This is a genomic window from Streptomyces phaeolivaceus (assembly GCF_009184865.1).
Classification (GTDB): Bacteria; Actinomycetota; Actinomycetes; order Streptomycetales; family Streptomycetaceae; genus Streptomyces; species Streptomyces phaeolivaceus.
Genome location: NZ_CP045096.1, coordinates 2,229,468 through 2,246,114 on the forward strand (window position 1 = coordinate 2,229,468; position 16,647 = coordinate 2,246,114).

At 72.3% G+C, this 16,647-nt stretch carries 19 protein-coding genes; 5 read left to right on the forward strand and 14 right to left on the reverse strand.

Features of this window, described 5'->3' with window-relative positions; all coding sequences use genetic code 11:
- Nucleotides 1–117: 117 nt before the first annotated feature.
- From F9278_RS10500 to hisI, 3 genes are read right to left on the reverse strand one after another with little or no spacing between them, the layout of a single operon-like run.
- Nucleotides 118–759 (reverse strand): TIGR02234 family membrane protein, encoded by a 642-nt coding sequence (locus F9278_RS10500; protein WP_152168073.1) that lies wholly within the window; start codon nt 757–759, stop codon nt 118–120.
- A 52-nt stretch (nt 760–811) separates the two neighbouring features.
- Nucleotides 812–2,290 (reverse strand): anthranilate synthase component I, encoded by a 1,479-nt coding sequence (locus tag F9278_RS10505; protein ID WP_152168074.1) that lies wholly within the window; start codon nt 2,288–2,290, stop codon nt 812–814.
- A gap of 11 nt (nt 2,291–2,301) precedes the next feature.
- Nucleotides 2,302–2,748, reverse strand: coding sequence for a phosphoribosyl-AMP cyclohydrolase (gene hisI / locus F9278_RS10510; RefSeq protein WP_193241425.1), 447 nt, complete (start codon nt 2,746–2,748; stop codon nt 2,302–2,304).
- 155 nt (nt 2,749–2,903) lie between these two features.
- Here hisI and F9278_RS10515 point away from each other — a divergent pair, with 155 nt between their 5' ends.
- Entirely contained in the window at nt 2,904–3,539 is a 636-nt protein-coding gene (locus F9278_RS10515; RefSeq protein WP_152168075.1) for a TIGR03085 family metal-binding protein, read from the forward strand.
- 88 nt (nt 3,540–3,627) lie between these two features.
- Here F9278_RS10515 and hisF read toward each other — a convergent pair whose 3' ends face one another.
- Genes hisF through hisD form a run of 8 tightly spaced genes read right to left on the reverse strand, consistent with a single transcriptional unit; the run spans nt 3,628 to nt 9,355 of the window.
- The gene (hisF, locus tag F9278_RS10520; protein WP_152168076.1) at nt 3,628–4,383 is read right to left on the reverse strand and encodes an imidazole glycerol phosphate synthase subunit HisF; all 756 of its coding nucleotides are present in this window, start codon (nt 4,381–4,383) and stop codon (nt 3,628–3,630) included.
- Nucleotides 4,380–4,784: a RidA family protein gene (locus F9278_RS10525; RefSeq protein ID WP_152168077.1), complete on the reverse strand. Its 405-nt coding sequence runs from the start codon at nt 4,782–4,784 to the stop codon at nt 4,380–4,382. Before F9278_RS10525 ends, hisF begins: the two co-directional genes overlap by 4 nt.
- A gap of 25 nt (nt 4,785–4,809) precedes the next feature.
- Nucleotides 4,810–5,535 carry a bifunctional 1-(5-phosphoribosyl)-5-((5-phosphoribosylamino)methylideneamino)imidazole-4-carboxamide isomerase/phosphoribosylanthranilate isomerase PriA gene (gene priA / locus F9278_RS10530; protein WP_152168078.1) on the reverse strand — a complete coding sequence of 242 codons (726 nt, stop codon included), beginning with the start codon at nt 5,533–5,535 and terminating at the stop codon, nt 4,810–4,812.
- Nucleotides 5,535–6,179, reverse strand: coding sequence for an imidazole glycerol phosphate synthase subunit HisH (gene hisH / locus F9278_RS10535; RefSeq protein WP_404818868.1), 645 nt, complete (start codon nt 6,177–6,179; stop codon nt 5,535–5,537). The genes priA and hisH overlap by 1 nt, the downstream gene beginning before the upstream one ends.
- The gene (locus F9278_RS46105; protein WP_193241426.1) at nt 6,176–6,340 is read right to left on the reverse strand and encodes a hypothetical protein; all 165 of its coding nucleotides are present in this window, start codon (nt 6,338–6,340) and stop codon (nt 6,176–6,178) included. Before F9278_RS46105 ends, hisH begins: the two co-directional genes overlap by 4 nt.
- Nucleotides 6,337–6,930: an imidazoleglycerol-phosphate dehydratase HisB gene (gene hisB / locus F9278_RS10540; RefSeq protein WP_013004386.1), complete on the reverse strand. Its 594-nt coding sequence runs from the start codon at nt 6,928–6,930 to the stop codon at nt 6,337–6,339. Before hisB ends, F9278_RS46105 begins: the two co-directional genes overlap by 4 nt.
- Nucleotides 6,927–8,036: a histidinol-phosphate transaminase gene (locus F9278_RS10545; protein ID WP_152168080.1), complete on the reverse strand. Its 1,110-nt coding sequence runs from the start codon at nt 8,034–8,036 to the stop codon at nt 6,927–6,929. The genes hisB and F9278_RS10545 overlap by 4 nt, the downstream gene beginning before the upstream one ends.
- Nucleotides 8,033–9,355, reverse strand: coding sequence for a histidinol dehydrogenase (gene hisD, locus F9278_RS10550; RefSeq protein WP_152168081.1), 1,323 nt, complete (start codon nt 9,353–9,355; stop codon nt 8,033–8,035). Before hisD ends, F9278_RS10545 begins: the two co-directional genes overlap by 4 nt.
- A 180-nt stretch (nt 9,356–9,535) precedes the next feature.
- On the opposite strand from hisD, the gene F9278_RS10555 reads away from it, so the two are divergent.
- From F9278_RS10555 to ybaK, 4 genes are all read left to right on the forward strand, one after another.
- A complete protein-coding gene (locus F9278_RS10555; protein ID WP_152168082.1) occupies nt 9,536–11,119 on the forward strand; it encodes an oxidoreductase in 1,584 nt (527 codons plus the stop codon).
- Nucleotides 11,120–11,288: 169 nt separating this feature from the next.
- On the forward strand, nt 11,289–12,299 hold the full coding sequence (locus F9278_RS10560) for a hypothetical protein (protein WP_152168083.1): 1,011 nt from the start codon (nt 11,289–11,291) through the stop codon (nt 12,297–12,299).
- 70 nt (nt 12,300–12,369) lie between these two features.
- Nucleotides 12,370–13,110, forward strand: coding sequence for an LON peptidase substrate-binding domain-containing protein (locus F9278_RS10565; protein WP_152168084.1), 741 nt, complete (start codon nt 12,370–12,372; stop codon nt 13,108–13,110).
- A gap of 83 nt (nt 13,111–13,193) precedes the next feature.
- A complete protein-coding gene (ybaK, locus tag F9278_RS10570) occupies nt 13,194–13,700 on the forward strand; it encodes a Cys-tRNA(Pro) deacylase (RefSeq protein ID WP_152168085.1) in 507 nt (168 codons plus the stop codon).
- A gap of 243 nt (nt 13,701–13,943) precedes the next feature.
- On the opposite strand, the gene F9278_RS10575 is transcribed toward ybaK, so the two are convergent.
- The 3 genes from F9278_RS10575 to F9278_RS10585 form a co-directional block, all read right to left on the reverse strand.
- Nucleotides 13,944–14,600: a DUF2567 domain-containing protein gene (locus F9278_RS10575; RefSeq protein ID WP_152168086.1), complete on the reverse strand. Its 657-nt coding sequence runs from the start codon at nt 14,598–14,600 to the stop codon at nt 13,944–13,946.
- 34 nt (nt 14,601–14,634) lie between these two features.
- On the reverse strand, nt 14,635–15,495 hold the full coding sequence (locus F9278_RS10580; RefSeq protein WP_152168087.1) for an ABC transporter permease: 861 nt from the start codon (nt 15,493–15,495) through the stop codon (nt 14,635–14,637).
- Nucleotides 15,496–15,565: 70 nt separating this feature from the next.
- Nucleotides 15,566–16,591: an ABC transporter ATP-binding protein gene (locus tag F9278_RS10585; RefSeq protein WP_152168088.1), complete on the reverse strand. Its 1,026-nt coding sequence runs from the start codon at nt 16,589–16,591 to the stop codon at nt 15,566–15,568.
- Nucleotides 16,592–16,647 lie beyond the last annotated feature (56 nt).

Sequence of the window (16,647 nt, forward strand, 5' to 3'; positions counted from 1 at the left end):
TCCTCGTTGTTCATTGCGTGGTGCTCGATGCGTGTCGCTCGACGCTCGTGCTGAGTCGGACGCTCACCGCCCATTGTCCCGTACCCCCGCGCGTGCGTGGCGCGGGGGTGTCCACTCTCACGTTCCCGGCGCCGTCGGGTCCTCGCCCCGGTCCAGGGCCTTCCAGATGTCCTCGGGCCGGTCGGGGTCGACCGGCGCGGCCTTGCGCGGCCGGGGGGTGCCGTCGCGTTCGTAGCGGCCGGACATCGCGGGCCACAGCCGTCCGTAGCGGAGCGCGAGCAGCCCGGCGAGCAGGATGAGCGCGCCGCCGACGGCCGCGACGTACGGCCAGCCGGTGTGGCTGAGCGTGTCGACGGTCGCGGCGTTGTCGCCGGAGGCCTCGGCCGCCTTGTCGTCGAGCGCCGAGCCGTCGTACGCGCCGAGCAGTGCGGCGGCGACCGTGCCCGCGCCGGAGAGGGCGAGCAGCACGGCGACGAGGACGCGCCCGGAGCGGCGTACGGCGAAGACGGCGACGAGCGCGGCGAGGCCGACCACGGCGAGCGCGGCGGGCACGCCCGTGACGTCGCTGCCCTGGGCGGTCAGCGGGAAGGGGCCGCCGGCCACCGTGACGGTGCCCTCCGACCAGCGCTGGCGGCTGGCGAGCAGCGCGACGGCAGCGCCGAGCGCACCGCTGAGCAGCGCCAGGGCGAGACTGCGCCGGCCGGCGCGGACGGCCACGGGTTCGGAACGGGGGTGAGGTACTGCGGTCACGTACCCCACTATCGCCTGCCCCCCGGGTGGGTCGTCACCCGGGGTTCACGTGAGAAGCGCCCTATTGCCCCAGCCGGTTGGCCGTGTGCACCGCGCGCAGGACCGCCGCCGCCTTGTTGCGGCACTCGGTGTCCTCGGCGACGGGGTCGGAGTCGGCGACGATGCCGGCGCCGGCCTGGACGTACGCCGTGCCGCCCCGGAGGAGGGCCGTGCGGATGGCGATGGCGGTGTCGGAGTCGCCCGCGAAGTCGAGATAGCCGACGCAGCCGCCGTACAGGCCCCGGCGGGACGGCTCCAGTTCGTCGATGATCTGCATCGCGCGGGGCTTCGGCGCGCCGGAGAGGGTGCCGGCGGGGAAGCAGGCGGTCAGCACGTCGAAGGCGGTGCGGCCGGGCGCGACCCGGCCGGTGACGGTGGACACGATGTGCATGACGTGGGAGTACCGCTCGACGGACATGAAGTCGACGACCTCGACCGAGCCCGGTTCGCAGACCCGGCCCAGGTCGTTGCGGCCCAGGTCGACGAGCATCAGGTGCTCGGCGCGCTCCTTGGGGTCGGCGAGCAGTTCCTCGGCGAGGGCCTGGTCCTCCTGCGGGGTGGCGCCCCGGTGCCGGGTGCCGGCGATGGGGTGGACCATGGCCTGCCCGTCCTCGACCTTGACCAGGGCCTCGGGCGAGGAGCCGACGACGTCGAAGCCGTCGAAGCGGAACAGGTACATGTACGGGGAGGGGTTGGTCGCCCTCAGGACCCGGTACACGTCCAGCGCGCTCGCCGTGCACGGGGTTTCGAAGCGCTGGGAGGGGACGACCTGGAAGGCCTCGCCGGCCCGGATGCGCTCCTTGATGTCCTCGACGGCCTCCTGGAAGTCGGGGCCGCCCCACAGCGCGGTGTACTCGGGCAGCTCGGAGGGCGGGAGGGCCGCCGGGGGCTGGGCGACGGGCCGGGCGAGGTCGGCCTCCATGGCGTCGAGGCGGGCGACGGCGTCGGCGTGGGCCTCGTCGACGCCCGTGTCCAGGTCGTTGTGGTTGATGGCGTTGGCGATGAGGAGGACCGAGCCCTCCCAGTGGTCCATGACCGCCAGATCGCTGGTCAGGAGCATGGTCAGTTCGGGCAGCCCTAGGTCGTCCCGCTCGCCGGGGCCGATCTTCTCCAGGCGGCGCACGATGTCGTAGCCGAGATAGCCGACCATGCCGCCGGTGAAGGGCGGCATGCCCTCGTGGTGGGGGGTGTGGAGCGTCTCGATGGTGGCGCGCAGCGCGGCGAGGGGGTCGCCGTCGACGGGGACGCCGACGGGCGGGGTGCCCAGCCAGTGGGCCTGTCCGTCCCGGGCGGTGAGGGTGGCGTGGCTGCGGACGCCGACGAAGGAGTAGCGGGACCATGCGCGGCCGTTCTCCGCGGACTCCAGCAGGAAGGTGCCGGGGCGCTCGGCGGCGAGCTTGCGGTAGAGCGCGACCGGGGTGTCGCCGTCGGCGAGGAGCTTGCGGCTGACGGGGATGACCCGGCGGTCGCCGGCCAGCTTGCGGAACGTCTCGAGGTCCATGGCGGCTGACCTTACTGATCCAGTGACGGGACGTCGGAATCGGCGCCGCCCTCGGCTGACTCGAGGACGTCCTCGTCGAAGCAGGTGCGGGCGCCGGTGTGGCAGGCGGCGCCGATCTGGTCGACCTTGACGAGGAGGGTGTCGGCGTCGCAGTCCAGGGCGACGGACTTCACCCACTGGAAGTGGCCGGAGGTGTCGCCCTTCACCCAGTACTCGCGGCGGCTGCGCGACCAGTACGTGCAGCGGCCGGTGGTGAGCGTGCGGTGCAGGGCCTCGTCGTCCATCCAGCCGAGCATGAGCACCTCACCGGTGTCGTACTGCTGGGCGATGGCGGGCAGGAGCCCGTCGGCGCCGCGCTTGAGGCGCGCGGCGATCCCGGGGTCCAGCGCGCTGGAAGCGCCGGGGCCGGCGGGGGCTCCGGGACCGGGAGGGCTGCTGGGGGACGGCGTGCTGGTCATGCGTGCCATTGTGCCGCGCCGCGCGGACCGGCCTCGCCGGTTGTCCACAGGCCGGACCTTCTTGTCATACGAACACCACCCGGTCCCAGGGGGTCCGTCGTGTCTCGGCCGGACCTGCGCTGGGCGGAGCGTCGGCCCGGTCGTAGGCTGGCGGCATGTCGACCCATGCCAAGCGTGAACGGCTTCTCTTCGCCGACCTGTTGGAGACCGCGGGCCCTGAGGCCCCCACCCTGTGCGAGGGCTGGACGACCCGTGACCTCGCCGCGCACGTGGTGGTGCGCGAGCGCCGCCCCGACGCCGCCGGGGGCATTCTGATCAAGCAGCTCGCGTCGCGCCTGGACCGGGTGATGGCGGAGTTCGCCGCGAAGCCGTACGAGGAGCTGATCCAGCTCGTGCGTACCGGTCCGCCGCGTTTCTCGCCCTTCTCCCTCAAGCAGATCGACGAGGCCTCGAACACGATCGAGTTCTATGTCCACACCGAGGACATCCGCCGCGCCCGGCCCGAGTGGACCCCGCGCGAGCTGGACCATGTCTTCCAGGACGCCCTCTGGTCCCGTCTGGAGCGCACGGCCCGTCTGATGGGCCGCGGCTCCCCCACCGGCATGGTGCTGCGCCGCCCCGACGGCCGGACGGCGGTCGCCCACCGGGGCGCCCCCGTCGTCACCGTCACCGGCGAGCCCTCCGAGCTGCTCCTGTTCCTCTACGGCCGCCAGCAGGTCGCCGACGTCGAACTGGAGGGCGAGAAGGAAGCCATCACCAAGCTGCACGAGACGAAGCAGCTGGGTATCTGAGGCGAGGCCGCGGTACGCGTGGCCTGCATGTAAGCCCCGGCCACCTGGTGGCCGGGGCTTACATCAGAGTTCGAAGGCGCCCACGGCGTCACCGCACGGGGTGTCCCGCCCCCCGCAGCGCGTCCTTGACCTCGCCGATGCGCAGGTCGCCGAAGTGGAACACGGACGCGGCGAGGACGGCGTCGGCGCCCGCCTCGATGGCCGGGGAGAAGTCCGCCAGCCTGCCGGCGCCGCCGGAGGCGATGACGGGAACGGTGACGTGCCCCCGTACGGCCGCGATCATCTCCAGGTCGTAGCCGTCCTTGGTGCCGTCCGCGTCCATCGAGTTGAGCAGGATCTCGCCGGCGCCCAGTTCGGCGGCCCGGTGGGCCCACTCGACGGCGTCGATGCCGGTGCCCTTGCGACCGCCGTGGGTGGTGACCTCGAAGGACCCGGAGGGCGTGCGGCGCGCGTCGACCGACAGGACCAGCACCTGGCGGCCGAAGCGCTCGGCGATCTCGCGGATCAGCTCGGGGCGGGCGATCGCCGCCGTGTTGACGCCGACCTTGTCCGCGCCGGCCCGCAGCAGTTTGTCCACGTCCTCGGCGGTGCGGACGCCGCCGCCGACCGTGAGCGGGATGAAGACCTGCTCGGCGGTGCGGCGCACCACGTCGTACGTCGTCTCGCGGTTGCCCGACGAGGCGGTGATGTCCAGGAACGTCAGCTCGTCGGCGCCCTCGGTGTCGTACACCTTCGCCATCTCGACGGGGTCGCCCGCGTCGCGCAGGTTCTGGAAGTTGACACCCTTGACGACCCGGCCGTTGTCCACGTCCAGGCAGGGGATGACTCGGACCGCGAGGGTCATGGATCCACGGCTCCTCTGAATGCTTCGACTTCTACTTCGACAAGGATGCGCGGGTCGACGAAACCCTCCACGACCAGCAGGGTCGCGGCCGGACGCACCGGGCCGAAGATCTCCTTGTGGGCCCGCCCCACGGCTTCGACGTCCCGCATGTGCGTCAGATACATCCGCGTACGGATCACGGACCCGGCGTCGAGCCCGAACTCGCCGAGCGCCTCGATCGCGCCGGTGAAGGCCACCTTGGCCTGTTCGTACGGGTCGCCCTCCCCGTACAGCACATCGCCCTTGAAGGCCGTCGTGCCCGCCACCAGGACGCGGTCGCCCGCCGCGACGGCGCGCGCGGAACCGAAGGACTCCTCCCAGGGACTCCCGCTCCGTACCCGCCGCACGGCATCGGACGTCATGACAACGCGCTCGTCTCGGGAACGGTCATGACACGGCCTCCAGTGCCTCTTCCAGGGTGAACGCCTTGGCGTACAGGGCCTTGCCGACGATGGAGCCCTCGACACCGAGGGGCACCAGTTCGGCGATGGCCCGCAGGTCGTCGAGGGACGACACGCCGCCGGAGGCCACGACCGGGCGGTCGGTGGCCGCGCACACGTTCCTCAGCAGCTCCAGGTTGGGGCCCTGGAGGGTGCCGTCCTTGGCGATGTCCGTGACGACGTACCGCGCGCAGCCCTCCTTGTCGAGGCGCTCCAGCGTCTCGTAGAGGTCGCCGCCGTCACGGGTCCAGCCGCGGCCCTTCAGGGTCGTACCGCGTACGTCGAGGCCCACCGCGATCCGGTCGCCGTGCTCGGCGATGACCTTGGCGACCCATTCGGGGGTCTCCAGGGCGGCGGTGCCCAGGTTGACCCGGGTGCAGCCGGTGGCCAGGGCCTTCGCCAGGGAGGCGTCGTCCCGGATGCCGCCGGAGAGTTCGACCTTGATGTCCATGGCCCGGGTGACCTCGGCGACCAGGTCCCGGTTGTCGCCGGTGCCGAACGCGGCGTCCAGGTCGACCAGGTGCAGCCACTCGGCGCCGGCGCCCTGCCAGGCGAGGGCGGCCTGCAGCGGGGAGCCGTAGGAGGTCTCCGTGCCGGACTCGCCGTGGACGAGCCGCACCGCCTGGCCGTCGCGGACGTCCACGGCGGGAAGGAGTTCGAGCTTCGAAGCCATCAGAGGGTTCCGATCCAGTTGTTCAGCAGCTGCGCTCCGGCGTCGCCGGACTTCTCGGGGTGGAACTGGGTGGCCCACAGCGCGCCGTTCTCCACGGCGGCCACGAAGGGCTTGCCGTGCGTCGACCAGGTGACCTTGGGCGCGGTCAGCGCGGGGTTGTGTGTCTCCAGGGCCCAGTCGTGGACGGCGTAGGAGTGCACGAAGTAGAAGCGGGCGTCGGCGTCGAGGCCGGCGAACAGCCGGGTGTCGGCCGGGGCGTCGACGGTGTTCCAGCCCATGTGCGGCACGATCTCGGCCTGCAGCGGTTCGACGGCTCCGGGCCATTCGTCGAGGCCCTCGGTCTCCACGCCGTGTTCGATACCGCGCGCGAAGAGGATCTGCATGCCGACGCAGATGCCCATGACCGGGCGTCCGCCGGAGAGCCGGCGGTCGATGATCCAGTCGCCGCGCGCCTCCTTCAGGCCCTTCATACAGGCGGCGAAGGCGCCGACGCCGGGGACGAGCAGCCCGTCGGCGTTCATGGCGGTGTCGAAGTCACGCGTTATCTCGACCTGGGCGCCCGTGCGGGCGAGGGCGCGCTCGGCGGACCGGACGTTCCCGAAGCCGTAGTCGAAGACGACGACTCGTTTCGAAGCGGCGCTCAATTCCACACCTCCAGCCGCAGGATGCCCGCGACGAGACACATCGCGGCGCCGACCGACAGCAGCGTGATGAGGCTCCTCGGCATCTGCTGCTTGGCGAACGAGATGATCCCGCCGACCAGGAAGAGGCCGACGACGATCAGGACGGTGGACAGCCCGTTCACAGCGCGCCCTTCGTGGAGGGAAGGATGCCGGCCGCGCGCGGGTCGCGCTCGGAGGCGTAGCGCAGGGCGCGCGCCAGCGCCTTGAACTGGCATTCGACGATGTGGTGGGCGTTGCGCCCGTACGGCACGTGCACGTGCAGCGCGATCTGGGCCTGGGCGACGAAGGACTCCAGGATGTGCCGGGTCATCGTGGTGTCGTACTCGCCGATCATCGGCGCCATCTTCTCGGGCTCGGTGTGCACGAGGTAGGGGCGGCCGGACAGGTCGACGGTGACCTGGGCGAGGGACTCGTCCAGCGGGACCGTGCAGTTGCCGAAGCGGTAGATGCCCACCTTGTCGCCGAGGGCCTGCTTGAAGGCGGCGCCCAGCGCGAGGGCGGTGTCCTCGATGGTGTGGTGGGAGTCGATGTGCAGGTCGCCGTCAGTCTTCACGGTCAGGTCGAACAGACCGTGCCGGCCGAGCTGGTCGAGCATGTGGTCGTAGAAGCCGACCCCGGTGGAGATCTCCGTCCTGCCGGTGCCGTCGAGGTTGATCTCGACGAGGACCGACGTCTCCTTGGTCGTCCGCTCTATGCGTCCTACACGGCTCATGCGTCCGTCTCCTTCTTCAGTTCACGTACCGCGTCGAGGAACGCGTCGTTCTCGGCGGGAGTTCCGGCGGTGACCCGCAGCCATCCCGGTACGCCGTTGTCCCGGACCAGGACGCCCCGGTCGAGGATCCGCCGCCAGACGTCGTGCGCGTCCTCGAACCTGCCGAACTGCACGAAGTTGGCGTCCGACTCGGTCACCTCGTAGCCGATGGCGCGCAGTTCGGCGACGAGCCGGTCCCGCTCGGTCTTCAACTGTTCGACATAGCCGAGGAGGGTGTCGGTGTGCTCCAGGGCGGCCAGCGCGGTGGCCTGGGTGACGGCGGAGAGGTGGTACGGCAGCCGTACGAGCTGGACCGCGTCCACGACCGCCGGGTGCGCGGCGAGATAGCCGAGGCGCAGACCGGCCGCGCCGAAGGCCTTGGACATCGTCCGGGAGACGACGAGATGCGGCCGTCCGTCGAGCAGCGGCAGCAGCGAGTCGCCGTGGCTGAACTCGATGTACGCCTCGTCGACCACGACCATGGACGGCCCGGCGGCCTGGGCGGCCTCGTACAGGGCGAGCACGGTCTCCCGGGGGACCGCGTTGCCCGTGGGGTTGTTGGGGGTGGTGATGAAGACGACGTCCGGGCGGTGCTCGGCGATCGCCCGCTCGGCGGCGGTGACGTCGATGGTGAAGTCGTCGCCCCGCGGCCCGGAGATCCAGTCGGTGCCGGTGCCGCGCGCGATCAGCCCGTGCATGGAGTACGAGGGCTCGAAGCCGATCGCGGTACGGCCGGGTCCGCCGAAGGTCTGGAGCAGTTGCTGGATGACCTCGTTGGAGCCGTTGGCCGCCCAGACGTTTGTCAGGTCGACGCCGTACCCCGACGTCTTCGTCAGATACTCGGCGAGCCGGGTCCGCAGCTCCACCGCGTCCCGGTCGGGGTAGCGGTTGAGGTGCCGGGCGGCATCCCGCACCCGCTCGGCGATCCGCTCGACCAGCGACTCGGGCAGCGGGTAGGGGTTCTCGTTGGTGTTCAGGCGTACGGGGACGTCCAGCTGGGGGGCGCCGTACGGGCTCTTCCCGCGCAGTTCGTCCCGTACGGGAAGATCGTCGATTCCGAAGCTCACTTGCCAGGTACCTTCCAGCCGAACCGTGCCTTGATCGCCGCGCCGTGCGCGGGCAGGTCCTCCGCCTCCGCCAGCGTCACCACGTGGTGCGCGACCTCGGCCAGCGCGTCCTCGGTGTAGTCCACGATGTGGATGCCGCGCAGGAAGGACTGGACGGACAGACCGGAGGAGTGGCAGGCGCAGCCGCCGGTCGGGAGCACATGGTTGGAGCCGGCCGCGTAGTCGCCCAGCGAGACCGGCGCCCAGGGGCCGATGAAGATCGCACCCGCGTTGACGACCCGCTCGGCGACCGCGACAGGGTCGGCCGTCTGGATCTCCAGGTGCTCGGCGCCGTACGCGTTGACGACCCTGAGGCCCTCGTCGACGCCGTCGACCAGGACGATCGCGGACTGCCGGCCCGCCAGCGAGGGGCGGATCCGGTCCTCGACGTGCTTGGTGGCCTCGACCTGCGGCTGGAGCTCCTTCTCGACCGCGTCGGCGAGCGCGACGGAGTCGGTGACGAGCACGGCGGCGGCGAGCGGGTCGTGCTCGGCCTGGCTGATCAGGTCGGCGGCGACGTGCACCGGGTCGGCGGTGTCGTCCGCGAGGACGGCGATCTCGGTCGGGCCCGCCTCGGAGTCGATGCCGATGACCCCGGTGAAGTACCGCTTGGCGGCGGCCACCCAGATGTTGCCCGGTCCGGTGACCATGTTGGCCGGCGGGCAGGACTCGGTGCCGTACGCGAACATCGCGACGGCGGTGGCGCCACCGGCCGCGTACACCTCGTCGACGCCGAGCAGCGCGCAGGCGGCCAGGATCGTGGGGTGCGGGAGCCCGTCGAACTCGGCCTGCGCCGGGGAGGCGAGGGCGATCGAGGGGACACCGGCCTCCTGCGCCGGGACCACGTTCATGATCACGGAGGACGGGTAGACCGACCGGCCGCCGGGGGCGTAGAGGCCGACGCGCTCGACCGGGACCCACTTCTCGGTGACCGTGCCGCCGGGGACGACCTGGGTGGTGTGCGTGGTGCGGCGCTGCGCGTGGTGGACGACGCGGGCGCGGCGGATCGACTCCTCCAGGGCCGCGCGGACGGCCGGGTCGAGCTGTTCGAGCGCCTGTGCGAGGGCCTCGGCCGGGACCCGTACGGAGGTCAGGCGCACCCCGTCGAACTTCTCCGCGAAGTCGATCAGCGCCGCGTCGCCCCGATGATGCACGGCCTCGCAGATCGGACGCACCTTCTCCAGGGCGGCCGAGACGTCGAAGTCGGCTCGGGGCAGCAGGTCGCGCAGGGCGGGTCCCTCCGGGAGGGCGTCGCCGCGCAGATCGATTCGGGAGATCACACGCCCAATTCTCTCAGACCTCCGCAGGCCACTGTTCGCGCGTATCAATGGCTGATACAGATCAGCGGGGAACGCGGAAGATCCTCTTCACGTTCAGTGTTCGAGAGGTGACACAGCGGGCATCACCCGAGTGACCAGTTGTGCCATACACGTGAGTGAGGGACGGGGGAAGGAAGCGCAGTGAGTGAGGGGCCCGGCATCCGGGACGACGGGGACCTGCCGGACGATCTGACGGCCGCCGAGGCGGGCATGTGGCAGGCGTTCCGCAACGGCAGCGTGTACGACCTGCGCGACGGGGACATCGCGGTGGACGATCCGCACGGCGGCCACCCCTGGGGGCCCGAGCGGAGCGTACGGGCCCGGATCGTGGCCTGGCTGCTGCTGGACGGACCGCCCGCGCTGGCCGGGCGGGTGTCCGCGCTGAAGCTGGTCGGCGTCCAGATCAGGGGTGTCCTGGAGCTGGCGGGCGGCCAGGTGGTGCCGTACGTGGAGCTGCGGGGCTGCCGGTTCGAGAAGGAGATCCTGGTCCCGGAGGCCCGGTTCACGACCGTGCGGCTGGTGGACTGCTCGGTGCCCCGGCTGGAGGCGGCCCGGCTGCACACGGAGGGCGATCTGCATCTGCCGCGCTGCCGGTTCCACAACGGGGTGCGGCTCGCGGACGCCCATATCGGCACGGATCTGCTGCTCAACCAGGCGATCGTCTACCGCGACCGGCACGGCCGCTCGCTCTCCGCCGACGGGTTGACCGTCGCCCAGGACGTCCAGGCCGAGATGCTGGAGTCGCACGGCGAGCTGAGTCTGCGCGGCGCGACCGTCGGTGCCTCGCTCAGTCTGCGCGGCAGCCGGCTGGCCAACCCGTACGACCGCCTGGCCCTGAACGCACCCCAGCTGACCGTCGAACGCACGCTCTATCTGACCCCGGCCGGGGTCGGCAATCCGCTGCACACCAGCGGCAGCACGCCCGCGCGCGGCACCCGGGTGCAGCGGTTCGAGTGCCAGGGCGGGATCCGGCTGGACGACGGGCGGTTCGGCGACTCCGTCGACCTGGAGCGCGCCCGGTTCACCTTCACGGACGACCAGGAGCTGTCGCTGCGCCGCGTCCAGGTGCCCGAGCTGCGCTTCCTCGGCGAGAAGCCCGAGCGCGGCAAGGTCGTCCTGTCCGGGGCCCGCGTCGGCGTCCTGATCGACAGGGCGGACAGCTGGCCCGGTCCCGGCAACCTCCACATGGGCGGCTTCCAGTACGAGACCCTCGTACCGCGCGACGGGTTCCCGCTGGCCAGACGGCTGGAGTGGGTGGCGGCGGCGACCGCCGAGTACAGCCCGGAGCCGTACGAGCGGCTGGCGACCGTGCTGCGGGCCGGCGGGGACGACGAGGGCGCCCGCGAGGTGCTCCTCGCCAAGCAGCGCCACCGGCGGGAGAACCTGCCGCTCGCGGCCAAGCTCTGGGGCTACGCGCAGGACTGGACGGTCGCCTACGGGTACCGGCCGGGCCGTGCCGCGGTGTGGATGGCGGTGCTGTGGGCGCTGACCTCGTACGCCTTCTCGCACGCCCACCATCCGCCGATGAAGAGCGGCGAGCATCCGAACTGGAGTGCCTCCCTGTTCGCCCTGGATCTGCTGCTGCCGGTCATCGACCTGGGCCAGGTCGGCTACTGGCAGTTGCGCGGCGGCTGGCAGTGGCTGGCCGCGGTGGTGATCATCCTGGGCTGGATCCTCGCGACGACGGTCGCGGCGGGCGCCACCCGGCTGCTGAGCAGGAACTGACAGGTTCCGCCCAGGAAACGCCCAGCGAACCGGACCTAATCTGGGAAGCACACAACCTGACCCGTCTTGGCACCGTCTTCGTACCGAAACCATCAACCGCGAAACCACGACGGTGAGCACCCGGTCCGCGAGCGCGGCGCCGGTTTAGGCGCGAAGGGGGCACGGCGCCATGGATCCGTTGCGCGCGCTCGTCCGTACCGCCCGGATGGCACGCCACACCGCACGGCTCGCCGCGGGACTGCCCGCCGACGACGAGGTGCTGCTCGACGCCCCCGACGAGCGGCTCGGCCCCGTGCTGGTGGCGGCCGGCCGCGGTGAGTACGCGCCCGCGGCGAAGCTGCTGGCGACCACCCGGGAGGCCGCCGAGTGGGAGAGCCGCGACCGGTACGCGCTGCGGCTCGCCGCCTTCGGCCACGCGCGCGACGCCTGGCTGCGGGCCTGGCAGACGGCCGCCCCGCACGACCCGGACGTGCTGCTGATCAAGGCCGAGCTGGCGGTGGCGCGCGGCTGGCACTCCCCCGCCCGGGTCGAACTGCTGCGCGAGGTCAATCCATTGATCGCTGCCGCCGCGGAGGGCGAGCCACGCGATCCGGTGCCCTGGCGGATCGCCCTCGACCACGCCCGGGGCACGGGCCTCGGCCACGCCGGCTTCGAGCGGCTGTGGGCGGAGGCGGTCCGCCGCTCCCCGCACCACTACGGCTGCCATGTCTCCGCCCTGAAGTACCTCTCCGCCGCCTGGTACGGCTCGCACCGCGAGTGCTTCGACTTCGCCGAGCGGGCTGCCGAGGACGCCCTCCCCGGCTCCCTCGTCCGCGCCCTGCCGGTCCGGGCGGCCTTCTCGTACCTCACCGAGGGCGGCGGTGCCGTGATCCCGCGCGGGCGGCTGGACGAGGCGGCGGACGGCGCGATCGCGCTCTCCGCCGAGTACGCGCTCGGCGACCCCTGGCCGGCCGAGGTCCGCAATCTGCTGACCTATGTCCTGGTCCGCCTGGAGCGCTGGCCGGACGCCCTGGCCCAGCTGCGCATGATCGGCCCGTACGCCACGTCCTTCCCGTGGGACCGGGTGTCGGACGATCCGCTGGGCCAGTTCCTCCAGCTGCGGGACGGCGTACGGCTGGAGGTGGCGTGCTCGATGCCGCTGCGCGCACGGCCCGAGCGGCCTGCGCGGGCCGAAGGATAGGCCTCACCTGAGGTCACCAAACGAATACGGGCGAACGCGCGCGCCCCGACGACCATTAGGCTCTGGCCTCGTGACCACCGTCCGGCTGCCGCTCTTCCCCCTGAACTCGGTGTTGTACCCGGGGCTCGTGCTTCCTCTGAACATCTTCGAGGAGCGCTATCGCGCCATGATGCGCGAGTTGCTGAAGACCCCCGAGGACCAACCCCGCCGCTTCGCCGTCGTCGCCATCCGCGACGGCCACGAGGTCGCGCAGAGCGCCCCCGGCATGCCGGATCCGACCGCCCTGCCCGAGCGGGGGCCGACCGCCGGTTTCGGCGACGAGCCGACGAAGGCGTTCCACTCCGTGGGCTGTATCGCGGACGCGGCGACCATCCGGGAGCGCGACAACGGCACGTTCGAGGTCCTCGCGACCGGTACCAGCCGGGTGCGCCTGCTCTCGGTGGACGCCTCGGGGCCGTTCCTGGTGGCGGACCTGGAGGAGCTGCCGGAGGACGCCGGGGACGAGGCGGGCGCGCTCGCCGAGGGTGTGCTGCGGGCGTTCCGCCAGTACCAGAAGCGGCTCGCGGGTGCCCGGGAGCGCTCGCTGTCGACGGGGGCGGACCTCCCGGACGAGCCGGCCGTCGTGTCGTATCTCATCGCGGCGGCGATGATGCTCGACACGCCCGCCAAGCAGCGGCTCCTCCAGGCCCCGGACACCGCGTCCCGGCTGCGCGACGAGCTGAAACTGCTGCGCGCGGAGTCGGCGATCATCCGCAGCCTGCCGTCGCTGCCGGCGTCGGAGCTGACCCGCGGGCCGACGAGCCTCAACTGATCCCGTGATCCCGATGATCCCGACCGGCACACGCGAGAAGGCTGAAACCGAGGACCGATGCCGAAGACCGATAGCGAAGGCTGATAGCGAAGAAGGCGAAGAAGCAGCAGTCGGGCGGGGGTGGCACGCCCGCGACGGTGGCTCTGACCACGGCGGGCGTGGAGTTCACCGTGCACGCCTACGAGCATGATCCGGCGCATCCGTCCTACGGCGAGGAGGCGGCCGAGGCGATGGGCGTGTCGCCCGGGCGGGTGTTCAAGACCCTGGTGGCGGACGTGGACGGCGCGCTCGTGGTCGCGGTCGTGCCGGTGGCGGGGTCGCTGGACCTGAAGTCGCTGGCGGCGGCGGTCGGCGGCAAGCGGGCGGCGATGGCCGACCCGGCGCTCGCGGAGCGCACGACGGGGTATGTGCGGGGCGGTATCTCCCCGCTCGGCCAGCGCAAGAAGCTCCGCACGGTGCTGGACGTGTCGGCGGACGCCCACGCCACGGTGTGCGTGTCCGCCGGGCGCCGCGGTCTGGAGGTCGAGCTGTCCCCACGGGATCTGCTGACGCTCACGGAGGCGGTGTTCGCGCCCATCGGGCGCGCGTAGCGTTCTTGGCTGCCGCGGCGAGTACGTCGGCTGCGGGTCCCGTGGGGCTTCTCGCGCAGTTCCCCGCGCCCCTGAAAGAACAGACCCTGCGGGCCTGGAAGACCAGCCCTCTGCGGGCTTGAAAGCGCGACGGGGCCGCGGGCCTGAAAAGCAGCGGGCGCAGCCCCTGCTTTTCAGGGGCGCGGGGAACTGCGCGAGAAGCCCCACCGGACCCCCAGCCGCCAGGCAACCCGCACCCCCGAGCTATGAGGCGCCCAACATCGACTCGTGCTCCAGCGGCTCCGGATCACGCGGCCCGAACAACGCCGTCAACCCGAGGTGCACCACCAGCCCCGCCAACGGCCACGCCAACAACGCCCCCTTCGCCGCGAGCTTCAGCGGCGCCGAGAACGTCACCCCCTGCCCCACTTCCTTCGCCCGCGCCGCGACATCCGTCTCGGGCCCGAGCCACACCCCGAGCCGCCACGCCAGCACGGCCCCCAGCAGCCCGCCGACCAGCAGCGCCACGACCAGCGGCACCCCGCCGCGCCGGCGCAGCAGGAAGACAACGAGCCCACTGAGCGCACCCGCGCCCAGGGCCAGCAGCGTGAACGTCCCGTCGACCCCGACGGCCTGTTCGCCCTCGGTGTCCCTGAAGTAGACCGCCGACCCGTCGGAGACGAGCGGTACGTGCGGCGCGAGCCACCACCACAGAAGACCGAGCAGCGCGCCCCCGAGCAAGGCCATGACCACGGTGGCGACGGCGGCCTCGATCAGCTCGGTCCGCAGTCCGGGCCCGGCCGGCTTCTCCGGCTCGTACCAGAGCGCGGACTCGCCCCCACCGCTGGTGGGCGGTGCTGCCCACGGGTCGTTCGGGGACTGGTTGTGCGGCGGCGGAGGGGGAGTCAACGGTGCGGTCACCCTGCCATCGTGCCAGGCGCGGCTGTGCGCCGCGTCACCGGACGGCGGCCCGCCGGTACGCCCAGGTGGCGACGGCGAGCGAGACGACCCCGACGCCCGCGCACACGGCGAGGTCACCGAGCACGAACGCCCAGTCGGGGTCCGGTTCGAAGGTCCGTGCGAGGGCCTCCACACCGTAGGTCGAGGGCAGCAGGTCCCGCGCGAACCGGACGAAGCCCGGCATCCGGTCGGCCGGCAGCACACCGAGGAGCAGCGCGGCCGACATGCCGAGCTGCCCGAGCACGGTGGCGAGTTCCGGGCGCGGGGCGAGCAGGCCCAGCGCGGCGCCCAGCCCGGCGAGCGCGGCCCCGGCGAGCGGGATCACGGCGGCGAGCACCCAGAGGTGGGTCAGCGGCAGCCCGAAGAGGACACAGCCGAAGACGGCGGTCACGACGGTGCCGGGGACGGTGAAGGAGGCGTACGCGCCCGCCGCGCCCAGCACCACGGCCGCGGGCGGCACGGGCAGCGTCGCGTAGTGGTCGAGGCCGCCGCTGGAGCGCAGCTGCCCGAAGTACTGGGCCAGCAGGTTCAGCGCGACGAAGGCGACGACGAGCACCGCCGAACCGGCGACCACCGCGTGCGCCTCGGCCCCGCCGTCGACCACTCCGCGCATCAGGATCATGATCCCGACGGACTGGAAGGTGGCGACGAAGAGCAGGGGGATCCGTGCGACCCGCGCCCGGGAGAGCTGTGCCACGTACACCGCGCACAGGGCCGGCCACAGGCGCGCGCGGGGCCCCAGTTCGGCGGCTCCGCGCTCCACGCGCTGCTCTACGGCCAGGGCCTTGCCCGGCAGGATCTCGGCGGGTACGACACTCACGTCGAGTTGCTCCCCTTCGCTTCGGCTGTCGCCCATTTTCGTACGGCTGCGGCAGCCCTGCCGTTCACGTCCGCTTCGACTGTTCTCCGGCTCACGCCCGCGTCCCTCACCCCTTGACCAGTCCCTGTGCGCTGCCCGCGCTGCCGCCGAGGGCCAGATAGACATCCTCCAGGCTCGGCGTGGCGAGGGTGAAGTCGTCGAGCGCCACGAAGGCAGCGCCGCCGGTGACGGTGGCCACCACCGCGCGCGCCTCCTCGGGGGCGAGCCGGAGCGTCCAGCGGCGTCCGGACTCCACGGCGCGCGGGCGGAGCGCGGCGACCTCGGGCACGTCCAGCGGGGCCTTCTCCCGCCACACCAGCTCGACGCGGACCTCGCCCGCGACCTGCTCCTTCAGTCCGGTCGGCGTGTCGCAGGCGATGACCCGCCCTTCGTCGAGGACGGCGACCCGGTCGAGCACGGTCTCGGCCTCGATGACGTTGTGGGTGACCAGCAGGACCGTGGTGCCCGACCGGTCGCGCCGCCGGTCGACGGCGGCCCATACGGCGCGCCGGGCCACCGGGTCCATGCCGCTGGTGGGTTCGTCGAGCACGAGCAGGGGCCGCTCCCCGACGAGCGCGGTGGCGAAGCAGGCGAGCCGTCGCTGTCCGCCGGACAGCTTCTTCAGGGGCCGTGAGGCCAGCTCGGTCAGCCCCAGCTCCTCCAGCACCGCGTCCCGCTCGGCCCGCGCGCGCCGTACCTCCAGGCCGCGCAGCCGTCCGGTGGTCTCGGCTGCGAGCGCCACGGTCAGTTCATCGAGGGCGGTCGACTCCTGCCCGAGGTAGGCGAGGATCCGGGAGGCCCGCTCGGGGTGCCGCACGATGTCGTGGCCCAGGATCTCGACGGTGCCGTCGTCGGGCCGCATCAGCCCGGTCAGCTGCCGTACGAGGGTGGTCTTGCCCGCCCCGTTGGGCCCGAGCAGTCCGAAGATCTCGCCGCGCCGGACCTCCAGCGCCACCGCGTCGTTGGCGCGTACCTCGGGGGTCCCCGGCGCACCCCGCCGTCCCCGGGTCGCCGGATACGTCTTGGTGAGCCCCCGCACAGCACACACGACATCCCCACCGTGCCGGATCGCCTGTGCGGTACGCGTACTCACGAGGGACGAGCCTACGGGGTCGGGGGCACGGTTTTTCCGCCGGGTCACCCCAGCCG

What these genes read in the sequence shown, in the direction of transcription:
- F9278_RS10505 (WP_152168074.1), bottom strand. Translation starts at nt 2,290, where the DNA reads ATGGACCTCGAGACGTTCCGCAAGCTGGCCGGCGACCGCCGGGTCATC.
- hisI (WP_193241425.1), bottom strand. Translation starts at nt 2,748, where the DNA reads ATGACCAGCACGCCGTCCCCCAGCAGCCCTCCCGGTCCCGGAGCCCCC.
- F9278_RS10515 (WP_152168075.1), top strand. Translation starts at nt 2,904, where the DNA reads ATGTCGACCCATGCCAAGCGTGAACGGCTTCTCTTCGCCGACCTGTTG.
- hisF (WP_152168076.1), bottom strand. Translation starts at nt 4,383, where the DNA reads ATGACCCTCGCGGTCCGAGTCATCCCCTGCCTGGACGTGGACAACGGC.
- F9278_RS10525 (WP_152168077.1), bottom strand. Translation starts at nt 4,784, where the DNA reads ATGACGTCCGATGCCGTGCGGCGGGTACGGAGCGGGAGTCCCTGGGAG.
- priA (WP_152168078.1), bottom strand. Translation starts at nt 5,535, where the DNA reads ATGGCTTCGAAGCTCGAACTCCTTCCCGCCGTGGACGTCCGCGACGGC.
- hisB (WP_013004386.1), bottom strand. Translation starts at nt 6,930, where the DNA reads ATGAGCCGTGTAGGACGCATAGAGCGGACGACCAAGGAGACGTCGGTC.
- F9278_RS10560 (WP_152168083.1), top strand. Translation starts at nt 11,289, where the DNA reads ATGGATCCGTTGCGCGCGCTCGTCCGTACCGCCCGGATGGCACGCCAC.
- F9278_RS10580 (WP_152168087.1), bottom strand. Translation starts at nt 15,495, where the DNA reads ATGGGCGACAGCCGAAGCGAAGGGGAGCAACTCGACGTGAGTGTCGTA.